This window comes from Cohnella cellulosilytica (assembly GCF_042431195.1).
Classification (GTDB): domain Bacteria; phylum Bacillota; class Bacilli; order Paenibacillales; family Paenibacillaceae; genus Cohnella; species Cohnella cellulosilytica.
In genome coordinates, this window is record NZ_JBHMDN010000017.1 from 51,237 (window position 1) to 67,441 (window position 16,205).

Here is a 16,205-nt window from a genome sequence, read left to right on the forward strand (position 1 = left end):
GTCGGCACCTTTTTTTCGGTGAAAAGCGACACTCCCGCCCCTCTCCTCAACTCCTCATCGCGATTGTGTTGCCCGAGGCGTATCTGCGCAGGCCCTTGCGGAAGAGCAGCGCTCCCGCGACGGTCAACCCGGCAGCCGCTCCGACGGCCCCCGACGCGAATACCGGGTCGAAGTTCCGCAGCAGGCCGATCGGCAAGTAGCTGATAAAGCCGGCCGGAACGAGCGAAAACAGCGCGAGCTTGACGAAGCCCCGGAAGATGTCGGACGGGTACGTCGTCAGGGCGATAAAGCTGTTGAACAGCTGCTGCGTCATCCCTTCCGCGTTGCCGATCCAGAAGGCCGAACAGCCCGCGAGCACCATGACGGCGATAAACAGCATGCCGCTGATCAGCAGCCCCAGCGCGAACAACAGGATGCCGCGCGGCGACGTATCCCCGACCATCAGGTAAACGACGATGCCGAAGAGAAAATCTCCCGCCGCGGTCACCGAGCAGCGGCTGACGAGCACGCTGAGCAGCACCGGTCTCGGCTGCGACAGATAGACGTCCAGATGCCCCGTCGCCACAATGCCGGCAATCCGCGGGAAATTGCCGAACAGCATCGCCGCCCAGCCGAAGCCGCCCGTGCTGACCGCCCACAGCAGCATGACGTCGTGAAGCTCCCAGCCCTGAACGATCGGAAAGCGGCCGAAAAACAATCCCCAGAAAAACAGCCATATCGCATTGTTCACGAACATCATCCCGGCCAGCAGCAGGAAGCTGAGCCGGTACTCCATCGCCGAAGCCAGGTTAACTTTCCAGCAGGCCCACACGTACCGGACGTTGGCTTTGCACTTATCCGCCGTTGACATGCAGCTTCGTCACTCCTCTCCGGTACATCCGGTTTACCGCGAACGCCAGCAAAGCGATCCAGCCGATCTGAATCCCCAACTGCTTGACAAGCAGCGCCGGGTCGAAATGAACGGCCATTCTCGCGGGAAAATACAGCGCCGCCTGAAACGGCAGCCAGGCGCATACGCGCTGCAGCCATTCCGGCATCAGATCGATCGGCAGCAGCATGCCCCCGATCGTGAACTGCAGCTTCTGCAGAACGAAGTACAAGCCGCTCGTCTCTTCGACCCAGAAGGCGCACAGCCCGACCAGCAGAAGCAGCAGGAACGTCACCGTCAGCGCTCCCGCGCTGAGCGCCAGCAAGCCGAGCCAGCCGCCGCCGAACGAAGGGGGTCCGACGAACGGCCAGGCGATGGCGCTGCCGATCAGCAAATGGACGGCAAAACGGGTGAGCGCCTCCGACGCGAAGACGGAGAAGTGATAGCCGACGTAAGACTGCGGACGAATCAGGCGGATCGCGACGTCGCCGTTCTTCACTTCCTCCTCGATCCGGGAGCACAGCGGCGGAGCCGCCATCGTCAGTGCCTCGGTGAAGACGAGATACCAGACGATCTGCTTCAGCGTAAAGCCGGAGATCGCTTTGTCGAAATCCCCTTCGTAAGCGGCCGTCCACAGCTGGATGAAGACGAACAGGATGAACAGCAGGAAAAAGCCCCGCAGCGCAAAATCCGTCTTGTACGCGAGCTGCTGGCGAAACGCGATCGTGCCGACCGCTGTCGCCTTGCGTCCCGATGCCGCCCACCGGTTGCTCTCGCCGCCCATCTAGTCCGCCCCCTTTTTCATCCCGTAAATATGCTTGATGATTTCCTCCAAGGAAGGGTCCTCGACGTTCACGTCCGTAAAGCCGACGCGGCCGATCAACTCGCCGAGAACGCGCTCGATCGTCGTCCGCTTCAGGTCGACCGACAACCGGCAGCCCTCCTCCGTCTCCCACTGCGCTCCGGCGATATCCGGCAGCTCGGTGCGAAGCGCGTCCTCCGCCAATTTAAGCGTGACGATCTTGCGGCTGAGCACTTCCCGCTTCATGCGCTCGACCGGCTCGTCGACGAGCACGCCACCGTGATGGATGACGACGGCCCGCGAGCAGAGCGACTCCACGTCCCCCGCGTCGTGCGAGGTCAGAAATACGGTCGTTCCTTCCTCGCGGTTCCTCTCGCGAATGAGCTCGCGAATCCGCTGCTTGACGACGGCGTCCAGCCCGATCGTCGGTTCGTCCATGAACAGCAGCCGCGGCCCGTGCAGGAATGAAGCGGCGATCTCGCAGCGCATCCGCTCTCCGAGCGACAGCTTGCGTACCGGCGTATGCAAATACGGCCCGAGCTCGAAGCGTTCGATCAACTCGTCCTTGCGCCGCGCGTATTCGTCCCGCTTCAGCTCGTAGATCCGGCTGATCAGCTCGAACGTATCGATCGGCGGCAGATGGTACCACAGCTGGGATTTCTGCCCGAAGACGGCGCCGATTCGGTAAGCGAGACGCTCCCGCTCCTTCCACGGCGTCAATCCGAGCACCTCGGCCTCGCCGTAGGAAGGATGCAGAATGCCGGTCAGCATTTTGATCGTCGTCGATTTGCCGGCTCCGTTGGGACCGAGGAAAGCGACGGTCTCTCCTTCGCGCACGCTCAGATCGATGCCCCGCACCGCCTCCTTCGTCTCCCAATTCGGCTTCCACAGCGACCGAAAGCTGCCGGACAACCCGGCTTCTTTCCTTTTGACGCGAAACGTCTTCCCCAATCCCCTGGTTCGCAAAGCCACCATCGTCATCCCCCCTTAGCTCTCTGCCTCGGTAAAGCAAAAAAGACCCCAGGCCCGATCCGCCGCAACGCAGCGGAACTTGCCGAAGGTCTTTTATCCCTCGCGGTGTAACGCGGCCGAAGCCGCAGCCGGTTTCGCTCGGTTCGGCGAGCCTGGCGCTGGCGCCCTCGCTCCCGGATCCCTAGAAACCCTTCCGTTTGATGTTAGATTGTACCTTGGCTCGCAGAGAATGGCAAGACTTTTTTAACCGCATTTTTTTGACGGCTGCGTTTTGGCCCGGGCCGGAGGGCCGCAAGGTGCCGGAAGATTGCCGACGGGCGGTTTACTCGCCCGAGTACGCTGCGACGACCGCGGATTCCCGTTCCCGAAAATAGCGGACGGAATCCCCGACCAGCCGATCCAGACGCTCCGGGTCCGGCTTCCCGTACATCGCCGGGTACGGAGCGCCTCCCGGCCCGAGCGGCTCGAAGCTGGCGAAGCGCGCTCCCTGGCCGAAGCCGGCGAGATGGAGGCTCATAATGATCGTATCCAGATCGATGGAGCCTTCCCCGAGCGCGCTGCGGTTGCTGTCCGCCAGATGCAGATTGACCAGGCGCTCCCCCGCCTCCAGAATCGCTTCTCCGATATGCGCCTCTTCGGACTGCATGTGGAAGACGTCGCCGTTAATATGGGCGATGGCCGGATGGCCGACCGCTGCGATGTACCGCTTGGCGTCTGCGACCGTGTGGACAAAGCTCACTTCCGCGGAGCGGATCGGCTCGATCGCCGCTTTGACGCCGCTGCGCGCGAACCCGTCCGCCGCCAGCGCGAGCGTCTCGACGCTCCGCTCGAACTCGGTGTCGTCGTACTTGTCCGGACGGCCGACCGCCCCCGGCACGACGAGCAAATACGCCGCGCCGACGGCGGACGCGAATTCCAGCTCGCGCTGCAAATAGTCGAGCGCCGCCTGGCGATGAATCGCCCGGTTGGACGACAGATCGTTGTCCGCCGAGAACATGCCGCAAATGCCCGATACCCGTATTCCGTAGGCGTCCAGCAGCTCCGTGACTTCCCGCGCCTTGTAGCCGAGCCCCGGTCCATAATGATTGCCGTGCAATTCGATATAAGACACGCCGAACCTGTGCAGCCGCTCGACCGACTGCCGCAGCGGCTCCATGCCGAAGCCCCAATTGCTCCAGGACAGCTTCAGCGCTTCCGGACGGGGATTCGGCTGCAGCCAATCCCGAAACCTTGCGCGTATGCGCTCGTTTTTCTGTTCGAAGTTTTGCATGCGTTCTCTCTCCCCCGTTCGCGAACCGGACCGGCGGAGCCTTCCCGCCGGCCGACCCGCCGTTATTAGCCGATAGGAAATCCTTCGTCCCCGTTGGGCAGCAGCACCGACTTGGCATGCTGCAGCGCGTGCATCTCGTCGAAGGCCCGCTCCCAATCGTCCATCCCGTACACCTTCGTCATCGGCAGCGGATCGAGCGCTTGTCTGGCCATCAGCTTGAGCACGTTCTCCCATTGGTAATATTTGTGGCTGAACGAGCCCTGCAGCCTCGCCGCTTTCTGGATCAACGGATCGAGCGAGAAGCCGACCGGCTGCGGTCCCCAGCCAACCTTCGTCACCTGGCCGCCATGGCGAACCATCTCGATGCTGGACTGCAAAGTGGCGGAAATGCCGACGCAATCGACGACCAGATCGGCTCCGAAGCCGTCGCCGACCGCCATCGTCCGGGCGACGGCATCCTCCTCCTCGACGACGATAACCTCGTCGGCGCCGAATCGCTCGGCCAGCGCGAGCCGCTGCGCGTCCCGCTTCGTGCCGACGATCGCGAGATGTCCCGGGGACGCCAGCTTGGCGACTTGCAGGCACATCAGTCCGATCGGACCCGGGCCGATAATGACGACGTGATCGCCCGGACGAATGTGCGAATGGTGCGCGACCGCGTTGTAGGCGACGGCCGCCGGCTCCGTCAGCGCCGCCTGGACGGGTGACAGTCCGTCCGGCACGCGGTGGCAGATCGCCTCCCGCGTCCGCACGTACTGCGCCATGCCGCCGTCGGCCGTCGCGCCGAACGCCAGCCGGCGCGGACAGAGGTCGAATTGACCGGAACGGCAATAGACGCAAGCGTCGCAGACGTAGACCGGCGTCTCGCTGACGATGCGGTCGCCCTTCCGGAACAGCCGAACCTCCGGTCCGACGTCGACGACAACGCCCGTGAATTCGTGCCCGAGCACGAGCCGCGGCTTGACCGGAAAGCCGTTCGTGCCATGGTAGATGTGCAGATCGCTGCCGCACACCCCGACCGCCTGAACGCGCATCAGAATGTCCTTGGGTCCCAGTTCGTCCGGAGCCGGAATCGTCTCCAGCCGAACCTTCCTGCTGCCTTTCTCGTATTGGACCAGAGCCTGCATGTTCATCCCGTCTGTTCCCGCCTCTCCCTGTCGTCTTGGCCGCGTACGCCCGTTACCATCTGGCCGTAACCATTTTCTTGCGCGTATAAAATTCCACTCCGTCCGTCCCGTTCGCATACAGGTCGCCGTAGAAGGAGTTTTTCCAGCCGGAGAAAGGGAAGAACGCCATCGGCGCCGGGACGCCCACGTTCACTCCCAGCATGCCCGCGTCCACGGTCTCCCGGAACTGCCGGACATGGCTTCCGTTGGTCGTGTAGATGCACGCACCGTTGGCGAACTCGGACCGGTTGACGATCGCGATCGCCTCCTCGAGAGATTCGGCCCGCATGACGGACAGCACCGGCGCGAAAATTTCGTCCCGCCAAATTTTCATCTCCGTGCCGACATGATCGAAGATCGTCGGGCCGAGGAAGTAACCCTCGCCCTTCGCCTGCGGATCTTCGCGGCCATCCCGCAGCAGCGTCGCGCCTTCCTCCAGCCCGCTCTCGATATACCCGAGCGTTCTCGTCTTGTGCGACTCGCGAATGAGCGGACCGAGAAACGTACCCTCCTCCAAGCCGCTGCCGATCTTGATCCGATCGCTTTCCTGAAGCAGGCCGTCGATAAGCCGGTCGGCGACGTCGCCGACCGCCACGACGACGGAGCACGCCATGCAGCGTTCCCCGGCCGAGCCGAAGGAGGCGTTGACGATCTGCCGCACCGTCAGCTCCAGATCGGCGTCGGGCATGACGATGCTGTGGTTTTTCGCGCCGGCCAGCGCCTGCACCCGCTTGCCGCTCGCCGATGCGGTCCGATGCACGTATTCAGCGACGGGCTGGGAGCCGACGAACGAGATCGCTTGCACCCCGCGATGATGCAGCAGCCCGTTCACGACGTCATTCGCGCCGTGCACGAGGTTGAATACCCCGTCCGGCAGACCGGCTTCCCGCAGCAGCTCGGCCAGACGGTTCGCCAGCAGCGGCGTTCGCTCCGAAGGCTTCAGCACGAAGACGTTGCCGCAGGCGATCGCCAGCGGGAACATCCAGCAGGGCACCATCATCGGGAAGTTAAACGGTGTAATTCCGCCGACGACGCCGATCGGATACCGGTACATGCCGGACTCCAGATTCGACGCGATGTCGGGAAGCTGCCTGCCCATCATCAGGGAAGGCGCGCCGGCCGCGAACTCCACGCATTCGATGCCGCGAAGCACTTCGCCGTACGCCTCCTCGTAGCTCTTGCCGTTCTCCGTCGTGATCAGCCTGGCCAGCTCATCCCAATGCTCGACGAGCAGCTGTTGGTAACGAAACAGCAGGCGCGCCCGCTTCGGCACCGGCGTTCGGCTCCAGATCGGATAGGCGGCCGCGGCCGCCTCCACCGCCCGGTCCACGTCCGCCTGCTCCGACAGCGGAACGTAAGCGAGCACCTCGCCCGTTGCCGGCTGGTAGACCGGTTCCGTTCTCCCGCAGGCGGATTCTACCCAGCGCCCTCCGATGAAATTGCGCAGCGTCGCGCTTTTCTCTATGCTTGTGCTCATTTCTCTCCACCTCGATCGAATCCGTTAAGGATGAATGATGACTTTAATCGCGTCGGACTTTTTGTCGAGCAGCGCTTCGAAGCCGCGCTCAATGTCCTCAAGCGGGTATTCGTGGGTAATGAGCGGCTTCACGTCGATGCGGCCGTCGGCGATCATATCGAGCACGACCGGCCCCTCGAAGGAGAAGCCCGTGCAGCCTACGATCGTCACCTCGTTGAACAGCAGCGGCTGAATCGGCAGCGTCACTTCGTTGGCCGCGAAGCCGAGCGCCATGACGGTGCCCTGCATCTTCGCCGCCCGGACCGCCGTCTCGTAAGTGGAGGGCAGGCCGACCATCTCCAGCACGACGTCTGCTCCGTAGCCGTCCGTCTCTTCCTTGACCGCGGCCAGTACGTCCTCGGTGAGCGGGTTGACGACCCGATCGGCTCCGAATTTCCTGGCCAGCTCCAGCTTGGCCGGAGAAGTATCGACCGCGATGATCTTGCCGGCTCCTCTCAGCCTGGCCAACTGCACCGCCACAAGGCCGATCGCCCCGGTGCCGATCACGAGGAAACAGTCTCCCAATTGACTGTTCGAACGATTCATCACGTGGAACGCGTTGCCGACAAAGTCGAGCGTCGCTCCCTCGTCGAAGCTCAGGTTGTCCGGAAGCTTGTAGATCTGGCGCGTCGGAACCGCGATATATTCGCGCATCGCCCCGTGCGTCAGCTGCTTGCGCGCCGAGCCCAGCGTCACTCCGTTCTCGCACAGGTTCGGCCAGCCTCTCCGGCAGGCATGGCAGTGTCCGCAGTAGAGCTGGGGATTAAGCGCCACTCGATCCCCGGCTTTCCACCCGTCTACACCCGCTCCGACGGCAACGATCTCGCCCGCCGCTTCGTGACCCATAATCAGGCCCGGCGGTCTTCTGCTCCCCCCGTCGGCTTCCATGCCGTGCACGTCCGATCCGCAAATGCCGACCGCGCGAACGCGGATCAGCACTTCTCCCGAAGCCGGGCTCGGCGCTTCGCGATCCTCGATGTTAAAACGATAAGGGGCGCTGATGACTGCTGCTTTCATGGCTCTCCGTCTCCTTTTCTGCTCTTCTCTGTATTCAAGAACGGGAAGCCGATTTTACCGTCGCGATAAACGAGGTCAGCTTCTCCAATGCGTTGTCGGAACTTAAGATCGGCTCTCCCTGCACGATGAAGGAAGCCCCGGCGGCCAGCGCCTCCAGCGCGTCCTCGATGCCGAAGGTGGATACGCCGATCGGAATGCCGACCGCCGCGGCCAGCTCCTTCACGCCGTCGGCGCACTTGCGCTCCGGGTAGTGCTTCGATTCGTCGATGCCGTAATGCTTCAGCACGTAATCGACGCCCAGCGCTTCCACTTCCTTGGCACGTTGAACCAGCCGATCCGCCGGAACGGAGAACAAATCCGCGCACACCTGGATGCCGTGCTCCTTCCCGGCTCTGACGGCCTCCTTGACGCTGCCGTCGTTCATCTGCGCCAGCACGGTCGCGACCTTGGCGCCCAACCGGGCCGCCTCCGCGAAATATTTGTATACGCCGTCCTGGGCTTTAAAGTCCGCGACGACGGGAACGTCGCCGCTGAACTCGACCATCCTGCCGATGACCGGAACGCCTTCGTAGTAGATTAACGGCGTGCCGGCCTCGATCCAATCCGCCCCCGCCTGCAGAGCGATTGCCGTATATTCGCGCGCCTTGTCGACGTTAAGCGTATCGACGGCGACTTGTACCCATGGTTTCCGCATTCCTATCCCTCTCCCGTTCTTTCTATCGTTAAGACTTCTGAATTTTGCGCAAGAAATAGAGGCTGATCACCAGGATGAACAGCAGCATGACGTTGGACAGCGCCGCGGCGTATCCGGTTTTCAGAAACTCGAAGGCCTGGTGGTACACGTAAATGTTGAGCGTCTCCGTCTTGTTGCCGGGACCGCCGCCGGTCATGATGTAGATCGTGTCGAACCGTTTGATCGCGTCCATCAGCCGGAACAGCAGCGCCATGTAGATGTAAGGCTTGAGCAGCGGCAGCGTAATATACCAGAACGTCTGGAAGCGGTTCGCGCCGTCCAGCTCCGCCGACTCGTAGGGGTCGGTGGGCAGCGTCTGCAAGCCCGCGAGCAAAATCATCGTCATGAACGGCGTCGACAGCCACACGTCGGACAGAATGATCGACGGCATCGCCCAGTTCGGATCGCCGAGCCAATTCGGCCCGGCAATCCCGATTTTGCCGAGGTAGTAGTTGATAAGGCCGAGCTCCGGGTTGAACAGCATTCGCCAGACGAGGCCGACCACGATCGGCGTCGTCATCATCGGCAGCAAATACAGCGCGCGAAGAACCTTGACTCCGCGGAAGGTGCGCGCCAGCAGCAGCGCGACGGCCAAGCCGACGATCAGTTGAATGCCGACGGTGCCGAATACCTGGTACAGCGTGTTCAGGAAGGCGTTCCAGAAATAGCTGTCCTGCACGATTTCCTTGTAGTTGCCGAAGCCGACGAACGTCTTGCCGGGCTTGGACATGTTCCAGTCGAACATGCCCGTGTAGATGCTATGAAGCAGCGGGCCCATGCTCAGCACCAGCAGAATAATAAACGCGGGCGCGATCAGCAGCAGCAGGACCAGGTTGTCCCGCGACCCGAGTCTGCCGCCAAGCTTTCTTCCGGCTCCGGGGTGCTTCATCGGGTAATTAGCCATAGCGGACTATGCGCCTCCTTTCCGAAGCGGGGAATGACGCCGTCATCCCCCGCTTATTCTCTCTGCGGCGGGCGGGTTAGCTGCCGCCCATCCGCTTGGCGATCCGGTCGTTCGCTTCCTTCAGGGCGCTCTCGACGCTTGCCTGGTTGGTCGCCGCCTTGGCGATGGCCACGGACAGCGCGTCGCGAATTTCGTTGCCTTCCGGCACGAGCGGCGTATAGCCGAAGTCCGCATGGTTAAGCGCCTGCTTGTTCGCCTCGGCCCATTCCGCGTTGAAATTGTTCTTGAACGTCTCGGAATCCAGGACGGAGGTGCGAGTCGCGTCGGAACGAAGCTTCTGGTCCGCCATCTCCTGCATCACTTCCTTGCTCGTCGCCCATTTCATGAACTCCCAGGCGACGTCCTTCTTCTCCGTATCCTTCGGCATGAAGATGCCCCATGTCGGCCCGACGGTATACTCGTCGCCGATGCCTTCCAGGACGCTGTAGCCGACCTGGCCGGCCACCGTCGATTTCTCCGGATTTTCCACTTCGGGCATAAACGTGTTGACGTCGATCATCATCGCGGCTTTGCCCTGCTGGAACGCCAGCAGCGATTCGTTAAAGCCGTAGCTATGAATGCCTTTAGGAGCGTAGTTGTTCACGAGCTCGATCCACAGATTGGTCGCGTCGATCGCTTCCTGCCTGTCGAGCACCGCGTACGGAGCCGGGGCCTCGGCCAGCCAGTTGCCTCCGAGCATTTTCCAGATCATAATCCAGGAGAAGCTGTTGGCGTTCCCCTCCCTCGTCGCGCGGAGCACGATGCCGGATTGGTCCTTGTCGCGGTTCGTCAGCTTTTCCGCATACGCTTTCAATTCATCCAGATTTTTCGGCGGAGCGGTCAAGCCGGCCTCTTCGAACATTTTCTTGTTATAGTACAGGATGTTGGCTTCGCCGTTGCCGGGAAGACCGTAAATGCTGCCGTCCATCGACAGGTTTTTGGCCAGCTTCGGAATGAAATCCCCGTAGTCGAACGAAGCGTCCGTCTTGGCGGAATCGTCGAGAAACGCGTTCAGCGGCTCGATCCAATCGCCGGAAATCATCGAGGGCAAGCTTTTGTTGTTTCCCCACACGACGTCGTATTCGCCGGTTCGGGCCGACAGCGACATCTCCAGCTTCTGAAAATACGATTTTTCCGGAAGTGAATCGAAGTTGACCTTGATGCCGGTCGCCTGCTCGAATTCGGACGCTTTCTTGACCAGCTCGTCCCATGCAGGCGTTTTCAAAATCAGAACGTTGATGCTCTCTCCCTCGTAAGGCTTGTCGGACTGCCCTTCCGCCGCGCTGCCGGACGGTCCCGACGCGTTCTCCTTCGTTCCCCCGCTGCACCCCGCCAATACGATGGAGACGGCCAGCGTCGTTATTGCGGTCATTTTCCATTTGCTCATGGTTTGAACCTCCCCGTTATATGTGGCCCAACTACAAAACCTGTCGATACCGCCTTCTGCTCTCCGGCCCTCACCTCCCCGACGTACCGCGGCGCCGCTTCTATTTCACGGCTCCGCCCGTAAGTCCTTTGACCAGCCCTTTCTGGAAAATAAACGAGATGACCAGCACGGGAAGGGTGACGAATACGCCCACGGCGGCCAGCTCTCCCCAGTTAATGCCCTCGAAGGTGATGAAGCCCTGCACCATAACCGGAGCCGTCCGCGTCCCTCTGCCCGAGATGATCAGCGCATACAGAAACTCGTTCCAGGCGTTGATGAAGGTGAAGATCGCGCACGTCGCGATGCCGGGCAGCACGAGCGGCAGGTTGACTCTCATCAGCACCTTCACCCGGCTGCAGCCGTCCAGCAGCGCGGCCTCTTCGATCTCCTCCGGGATTCCCTTGAAGAAGCTGGACATCATCCACGTTACGAATGGAAGCGTGATCAGCAGATAGGTCAGCGACAGCCCCAGGTAAGTATCCAGCAGGCTGGTCTCTCGCAGCATAATGTAGAGCGGCAATATGAACATGACCGGCGAAGCCATGCGCACGAGAATGATCCACAGCCCCATCACCTTGCCCGCCGTCGACTTGGAGCGAGCCAGCGAATACCCCGACAGAACTCCGAAGTACAGCGAGATGGCCGTCGTCATGACGCTGACGATGATGCTGTTGTAGTAGCTCTTCATAAAGCTCTCGTCCGTAAAAACGTTTACAAAATTCTGAAAAGTCGGCGCGAACACCCATTTGGGCGGAATGGCGAACGCGATGACCTGCGGCTTGATGGAAGTCATGAACAGCCAGACCAGCGGCAGCAGACTGGCGATGACCAGAGCGGCTGTCAGAGTATTCAGCGAGTAATAGCGAAGCCTGCTTTCCCTCGATTCCATGTTTTCCCCTCCTCTCTGTCGTCGTTATCGAGTAATACCAATATAAAAGATGCGTTTTATTAAGTCAATATATTTTGTAAAATACTTTATCAAAATATATTTAAAAAATAGCCTTCGTTAGTTTGGCACTAACGAAGGCTATTTTTTCCATGATCGTTTGCTTTTATTAAAGGTCGAGCGTCGGCTCTTTGAAGTATTGATCGATGACGAGGAAGCAGCTGCCGAGCGGATACATCTCCTCCTCGAGCCGCCCGACGATGATGTCCAGCTCCCCCGACATGTTCTTGAAAATGTTCTTCTTCAAATGGTCGCGCAGCAGCCCGTAGTACAGCTCGCCGTCCGGACCGCCGATAACGACGGTCGTCAAGCCGAACAGCTTGACCACGTTGGCGATGCCGATCCCCAAATAGCTGCCCACCTCGTCCAAAATGCGGGAGGCCGCGGCTTCCCCGCCCAGCGAGCGGGCATGGATATCCCGGATGCCGCGGATGGATTCGGCGTCGGGATCGTCCCCAAGCAGCGCCTTGTATCTGGCGACGACGTGGGGCTCCCCCGCCATCAATTCCAGACAGCCCTTGCTGCCGCACGGGCAGGGCTCTCCGTTGATGTCGATGGTCATATGCCCGAGCAGATGCGCGTTGCCGTGAACTCCGCCGTAGAACGAACCGTTGATATGCATCGCCAGCCCGATGCCGGCGCGGATGCCCGGACGGATACCGACGTAGGCGAAATCGTCGGCGCGATCGGTCAAAAACAGCCTTTTCTCGGCCAGTGCCATCATGTGGATGTCGTTCTGCATATAGACTGGAAGCCCGAACCGCTCCTTGACCAGCTTCTTGAAGTCGACGTCCTTCCATTCGGGAATGCGCAAAATCTCCAGCGAGATGCCCTGATTCGCTTTCAGGTAGCCGAGCAGCCCGATGCCGATGCCGATAAACTGCTCCATCGGAATGCCGGACTCTCCAATCATCCTCTCCAGCGCCTCGAACATCTCCTCGATGATGCGGTTTCTGGAGAACGACCGGTCGACCGTAATGCCCTGGCTGAGGACGACCTCGCCCTTCAGATTGGAAATCGCCATGCGGATCGGGGGATATTCGAAGTCGATGCCGATCGCGAAGTAGGAGTTGGCGTTAAGCGACAGCAGGGTCGGCAGGCGGCCTCCCGTATATTCCGCGAAGCCCGACTTGAACACGATATTTTTCTCGGTCAGTTCTTTAATAATGTTAACGACCGTCGGACGGCTGAGCTTCGTCTTCTTGACGACGTCCTCGATCGTGATCGATTCTTCCGCAATGATGCAATTGAGCACCAGATGGGTGTTCGCTTTTTTCAAAATTTTCGTATTGTTTCCAGCCATCGCAATCACAAGTCCTTCTCGTAGAATAGATTAGATTTATTCTAACATAACGATGTAATTATATAAACCAATTTTACAAAATGGTTTTAGAATAGACGTCCGGCCCGCAGCGCAAAAACCCGCCTACGGAGCGGATCGTTTCCGTAGACGGGTTTGATGTACGGCTCGCAAGCGGGCCGCGGAAGGACAACAGGATGGCAATAATCCGCTCAGTCGGCTTCGACGGCCAGCGAGGCCGCGGTGTCGTAGTCGAGCTCGAGATCGGCCGCGGACAAGCTGTCCAGCAGATGCTCCTTCTTCTTGCAGCCGACGATCGGGAAGACGGGGAACGGATGGGCCAGCAAATAAGCGAGCGCGACCTGCGTCGAGGCAGCGCCGAGCTCGCGGGCCAACCGCTCGACCCGCTCCAGACGGGCGAAGTTCGTCTCGCTGTAGTACGTGCGGACGACTCCGCTGCCGGCGAATTCGGCCGCCGTATTGCGGCGATGCCGGCCGCTGAAAAATCCGTTCGCCTGCGAGCTGTACGGAATGGCGGCGATTCCGGTGCGGCGATGCCATTCGACGAATTCCCGGTCGGAGACGACCTGCGTCGGGTCCTGGATCGCGCCGGGATTGACCTCCGCCAGATTCCACAGATTCTGCACGGCGACGAAGCCGATATAGCCTTTGCCGCGGGCGTATTCGTTCGCCTGCTCGACGCGGGCGATCGTCCAGTTCGAGCAGCCGTAGTAGCGGATTTTGCCCTCGCGGACGAACTTCTCCAGCGTCTCTACGATCGTTTCGACCGGAACGCCCGGATCGTCCCGATGCAGGTAATACAGATCGATGTGATCGACGCCCAATCTGCGCAGGCTGCCTTCCACGTCGACGGTGATATCCGCGGGATTGATTCGCCGGACCGTCATCGAGTCCAGCCGCGGATGTCCCCCTTTCGTCGCGACGATCAGGTCGTTCCGGTTGCCCCGCGATTTCATCCATTTGCCAAGAAATCTTTCGCTGCTGCTGGGCTCGATGGGCAGCCAGTTCGCGTATACTTCCGCGGTATCCACGAAGTTGCCGCCCCGGTCCGTATAGAGGTTCAGCAGTTCCTCCGACTCCCGCTCCGGGACGGAGGCTCCAAGATCGGACGTTCCCAGGGAGATGACGGAAGCGGTAAGATCGGTTTGGTTAATCACTTTCAGCTTCATAGGGTAGATAACTCCTTCCTCGTCTCATGAATCGGCGTTCAGCCTTACGGTCGTCTCCGCTCCGCGGCCCGCCGCGCCCGGAACGCGCCAATCCGCGATGTCCGGCGGAACGATCGGCGTCTCCGCCGGACGGGCAAGCTGCGGCAGCCATTCGTAGGGAATGCGGTAGGCCCGGTCGACGGGATTCGACCCGCGGGCGTTCTTGTAAGGCGATATGTACTCCCATACCAGCGCGTGCTCCCGCGTCACCTCGAAGATGCGTCCGCCGCCCCCTTCGGCAATGAGCGTATTGCCGTTCGGCAGCCGCTGCGCGGAGCCCAGATACGGGCTGTAAAAGCGGTTGGCGTCCTGCGGCATCGCGTGGCCCGCTTCGGCGGGACCGTACTGCCAGACGACGGCGAAGGTGACGGGATCGAGCTCCAGCACGCGGGAATAGTCGCGCAGCGCGGTTTTCAGGCCGTCGACGGACGAGACGTGCGGAGCGCCGTATGCCGCCCAGCCGCCGTTGTCGAACAGCAGCAAATTGCCTGCGCCGGGCAGCCCCTTCGGAATCAGGTGCGGGTGATGCGCGCCGATAATCCAGCCGAGCGCGTGCCACCGCGACGATTCGTAATCGGGCCCGAGCCGCCAGACGACGGCTCCCGTCGCCCGGTCCGTAATCGCGATAACGTTGGCCTCGCGGGCGGACCAGAGAATGTTCGACGGATGGAACCGGACGTCCCCGTCGTCGTAGTGCCGGTTGGGCCCGAGCCGGGAGGCCGCGTTCATGTGCAGCCACAGGCCGGGATCGACGCCTTTGCGGCGCACGTTCGGGTTGCGCCGCATCGCACGTCTCGCTTCGGCGCCGAAACCAAGCTCGCCGACATGGTCGCTGGCAAGCCACTCCCATACGATGCGGCCGGCCCCGTCTACTTCCAGCAGCACGTCGTCCGTCAGCGGCTGGTCGGAGATCGCCGGCACGGACACGTTGCGATGGGCGAGAATCAGCGTCGTCTGCTCCTTCTCCGACTCCGGCGTCTCGCAAGGCGAATAGTAGACGGAATCGCCGCCGCGCTGATAGTCATGATGCGCCCGTGCCATCCAGCGGGCAGGCTGGCCGGGATCCTCGATATATTCGTGGCAGTCGAACTTCCAGACGATCCGTCCGTCCCAATCCGCCTCCACGACATCCGCCTGGTCCTGCATGCCGTAGCGGGAATCGCGCAGGACCGTGCTGCCCAGAACGTTTCCGCCCGGGCGCATTTTGTTCGGCTGGCCCTTCAACCCGCTCCACAGCCGGATTTCCCTGCCGTTCATATCGATCAGCAGCGCGCCGAGTTCCGGCGCCTGATAGAAAGTGTATCCGCTCCAGGCGCGCCCGGGATCGTAAAGAGTCGCGCCCGTCGGATAGCTCGTCGGTCTTCCCATGCGCATCTCCTCCGCTGCGGCGCGTCGCTTAGTAGGTCAGGAAGCGGCTCGTTCCCGGCACGGATTCGTCCTCCGGCTCCCTGCCGGCGGACGCGGCCTCCGCATTCTCCCTGGCGAGCGCGTTAATCGTCTCGGAATAATGGCCGAGATTCGCCATCATGCGGCGCAGCATCCCGAGCTGTTCGATCAGCTCCGATTCCCGGATCCCGGAAAACAGCACCTCCGTGCAGCGGGAGCCGATATTGCGATTGCGCTGCACCATCTCCCTGCCTTGCGGCGTAATATCCAGCGTAACGGTTCTTCGGTCCTCTTCCTTGCGGCGGCGGACCGCCAAGCCTTCCCGCTCCAGCTTGTCGCACAAGGCGGTGACCGCTCCGGACGTAAAGTCCAGCTCCTCCGCCAAATCTCCCAGCCGCTGCTCGCCCTCGCGAATGATTTTCTGCAGGATCAGCAGGCCCGGCAGCGCGACGCCTTCGACCGAGATCCGGTCTCTTTCCTTCACGAATCTTCGCACGACCCGGCGGAACAGCCAATCCGCCTCCTCCAGCAGCTCCGCATAGGGCCTCTCCGCGCGAAAGGGTTCCCGCTCGTCTGTCATTCTACCGATTGCCTCCCTTAGCCTGCACAACCCAAGTCCCGTACCGATTGG

15 protein-coding genes are annotated in these 16,205 nt (G+C 61.3%); all 15 read right to left on the bottom strand.

Features of this window, described 5'->3' with window-relative positions; translation table 11 throughout:
* Positions 1-46: 46 nt before the first annotated feature.
* The 15 genes from ACFFT4_RS13805 to ACFFT4_RS13875 all read right to left on the bottom strand — a co-directional run bounded on the left by ACFFT4_RS13805 (position 47) and on the right by ACFFT4_RS13875 (position 16,154).
* Positions 47-850 (bottom strand): ABC transporter permease, encoded by an 804-nt coding sequence (locus tag ACFFT4_RS13805; RefSeq protein ID WP_378048514.1) that lies wholly within the window; start codon positions 848-850, stop codon positions 47-49.
* Entirely contained in the window at positions 834-1,652 is an 819-nt protein-coding gene (locus tag ACFFT4_RS13810) for an ABC transporter permease (RefSeq protein ID WP_378048516.1), read from the bottom strand. Before ACFFT4_RS13810 ends, ACFFT4_RS13805 begins: the two co-directional genes overlap by 17 nt.
* Entirely contained in the window at positions 1,653-2,645 is a 993-nt protein-coding gene (locus tag ACFFT4_RS13815) for an ABC transporter ATP-binding protein (protein WP_378048518.1), read from the bottom strand.
* A gap of 319 nt (positions 2,646-2,964) precedes the next feature.
* Positions 2,965-3,912, bottom strand: coding sequence for a sugar phosphate isomerase/epimerase family protein (locus ACFFT4_RS13820; protein ID WP_378048520.1), 948 nt, complete (start codon positions 3,910-3,912; stop codon positions 2,965-2,967).
* Between the two features lie 65 nt (positions 3,913-3,977).
* Positions 3,978-5,045 (bottom strand): zinc-binding dehydrogenase, encoded by a 1,068-nt coding sequence (locus tag ACFFT4_RS13825; RefSeq protein ID WP_378048521.1) that lies wholly within the window; start codon positions 5,043-5,045, stop codon positions 3,978-3,980.
* 46 nt (positions 5,046-5,091) lie between these two features.
* A complete protein-coding gene (locus ACFFT4_RS13830; protein WP_378048522.1) occupies positions 5,092-6,555 on the bottom strand; it encodes a CoA-acylating methylmalonate-semialdehyde dehydrogenase in 1,464 nt (487 codons plus the stop codon).
* A 24-nt stretch (positions 6,556-6,579) separates the two neighbouring features.
* Entirely contained in the window at positions 6,580-7,611 is a 1,032-nt protein-coding gene (locus ACFFT4_RS13835; protein WP_378048523.1) for a zinc-dependent alcohol dehydrogenase, read from the bottom strand.
* Positions 7,612-7,645: 34 nt separating this feature from the next.
* Positions 7,646-8,305 (bottom strand): orotidine 5'-phosphate decarboxylase / HUMPS family protein, encoded by a 660-nt coding sequence (locus ACFFT4_RS13840; protein ID WP_378048525.1) that lies wholly within the window; start codon positions 8,303-8,305, stop codon positions 7,646-7,648.
* Positions 8,306-8,333: 28 nt separating this feature from the next.
* Positions 8,334-9,248: a carbohydrate ABC transporter permease gene (locus ACFFT4_RS13845; RefSeq protein WP_378048527.1), complete on the bottom strand. Its 915-nt coding sequence runs from the start codon at positions 9,246-9,248 to the stop codon at positions 8,334-8,336.
* A 76-nt stretch (positions 9,249-9,324) separates the two neighbouring features.
* Positions 9,325-10,674 carry an ABC transporter substrate-binding protein gene (locus tag ACFFT4_RS13850; protein WP_378048529.1) on the bottom strand — a complete coding sequence of 450 codons (1,350 nt, stop codon included), beginning with the start codon at positions 10,672-10,674 and terminating at the stop codon, positions 9,325-9,327.
* Between the two features lie 100 nt (positions 10,675-10,774).
* Positions 10,775-11,602, bottom strand: a complete 828-nt coding sequence (locus ACFFT4_RS13855; protein ID WP_378048531.1) for a carbohydrate ABC transporter permease — start codon at positions 11,600-11,602, stop codon at positions 10,775-10,777.
* A gap of 166 nt (positions 11,603-11,768) precedes the next feature.
* A complete protein-coding gene (locus tag ACFFT4_RS13860) occupies positions 11,769-12,962 on the bottom strand; it encodes an ROK family transcriptional regulator (protein WP_378048533.1) in 1,194 nt (397 codons plus the stop codon).
* A 209-nt stretch (positions 12,963-13,171) separates the two neighbouring features.
* A complete protein-coding gene (locus ACFFT4_RS13865) occupies positions 13,172-14,149 on the bottom strand; it encodes an aldo/keto reductase (RefSeq protein ID WP_378048535.1) in 978 nt (325 codons plus the stop codon).
* A 24-nt stretch (positions 14,150-14,173) separates the two neighbouring features.
* A complete protein-coding gene (locus ACFFT4_RS13870) occupies positions 14,174-15,556 on the bottom strand; it encodes an aryl-sulfate sulfotransferase (protein ID WP_378048536.1) in 1,383 nt (460 codons plus the stop codon).
* A gap of 28 nt (positions 15,557-15,584) precedes the next feature.
* Positions 15,585-16,154: a MarR family winged helix-turn-helix transcriptional regulator gene (locus ACFFT4_RS13875; RefSeq protein WP_378048538.1), complete on the bottom strand. Its 570-nt coding sequence runs from the start codon at positions 16,152-16,154 to the stop codon at positions 15,585-15,587.
* Positions 16,155-16,205 lie beyond the last annotated feature (51 nt).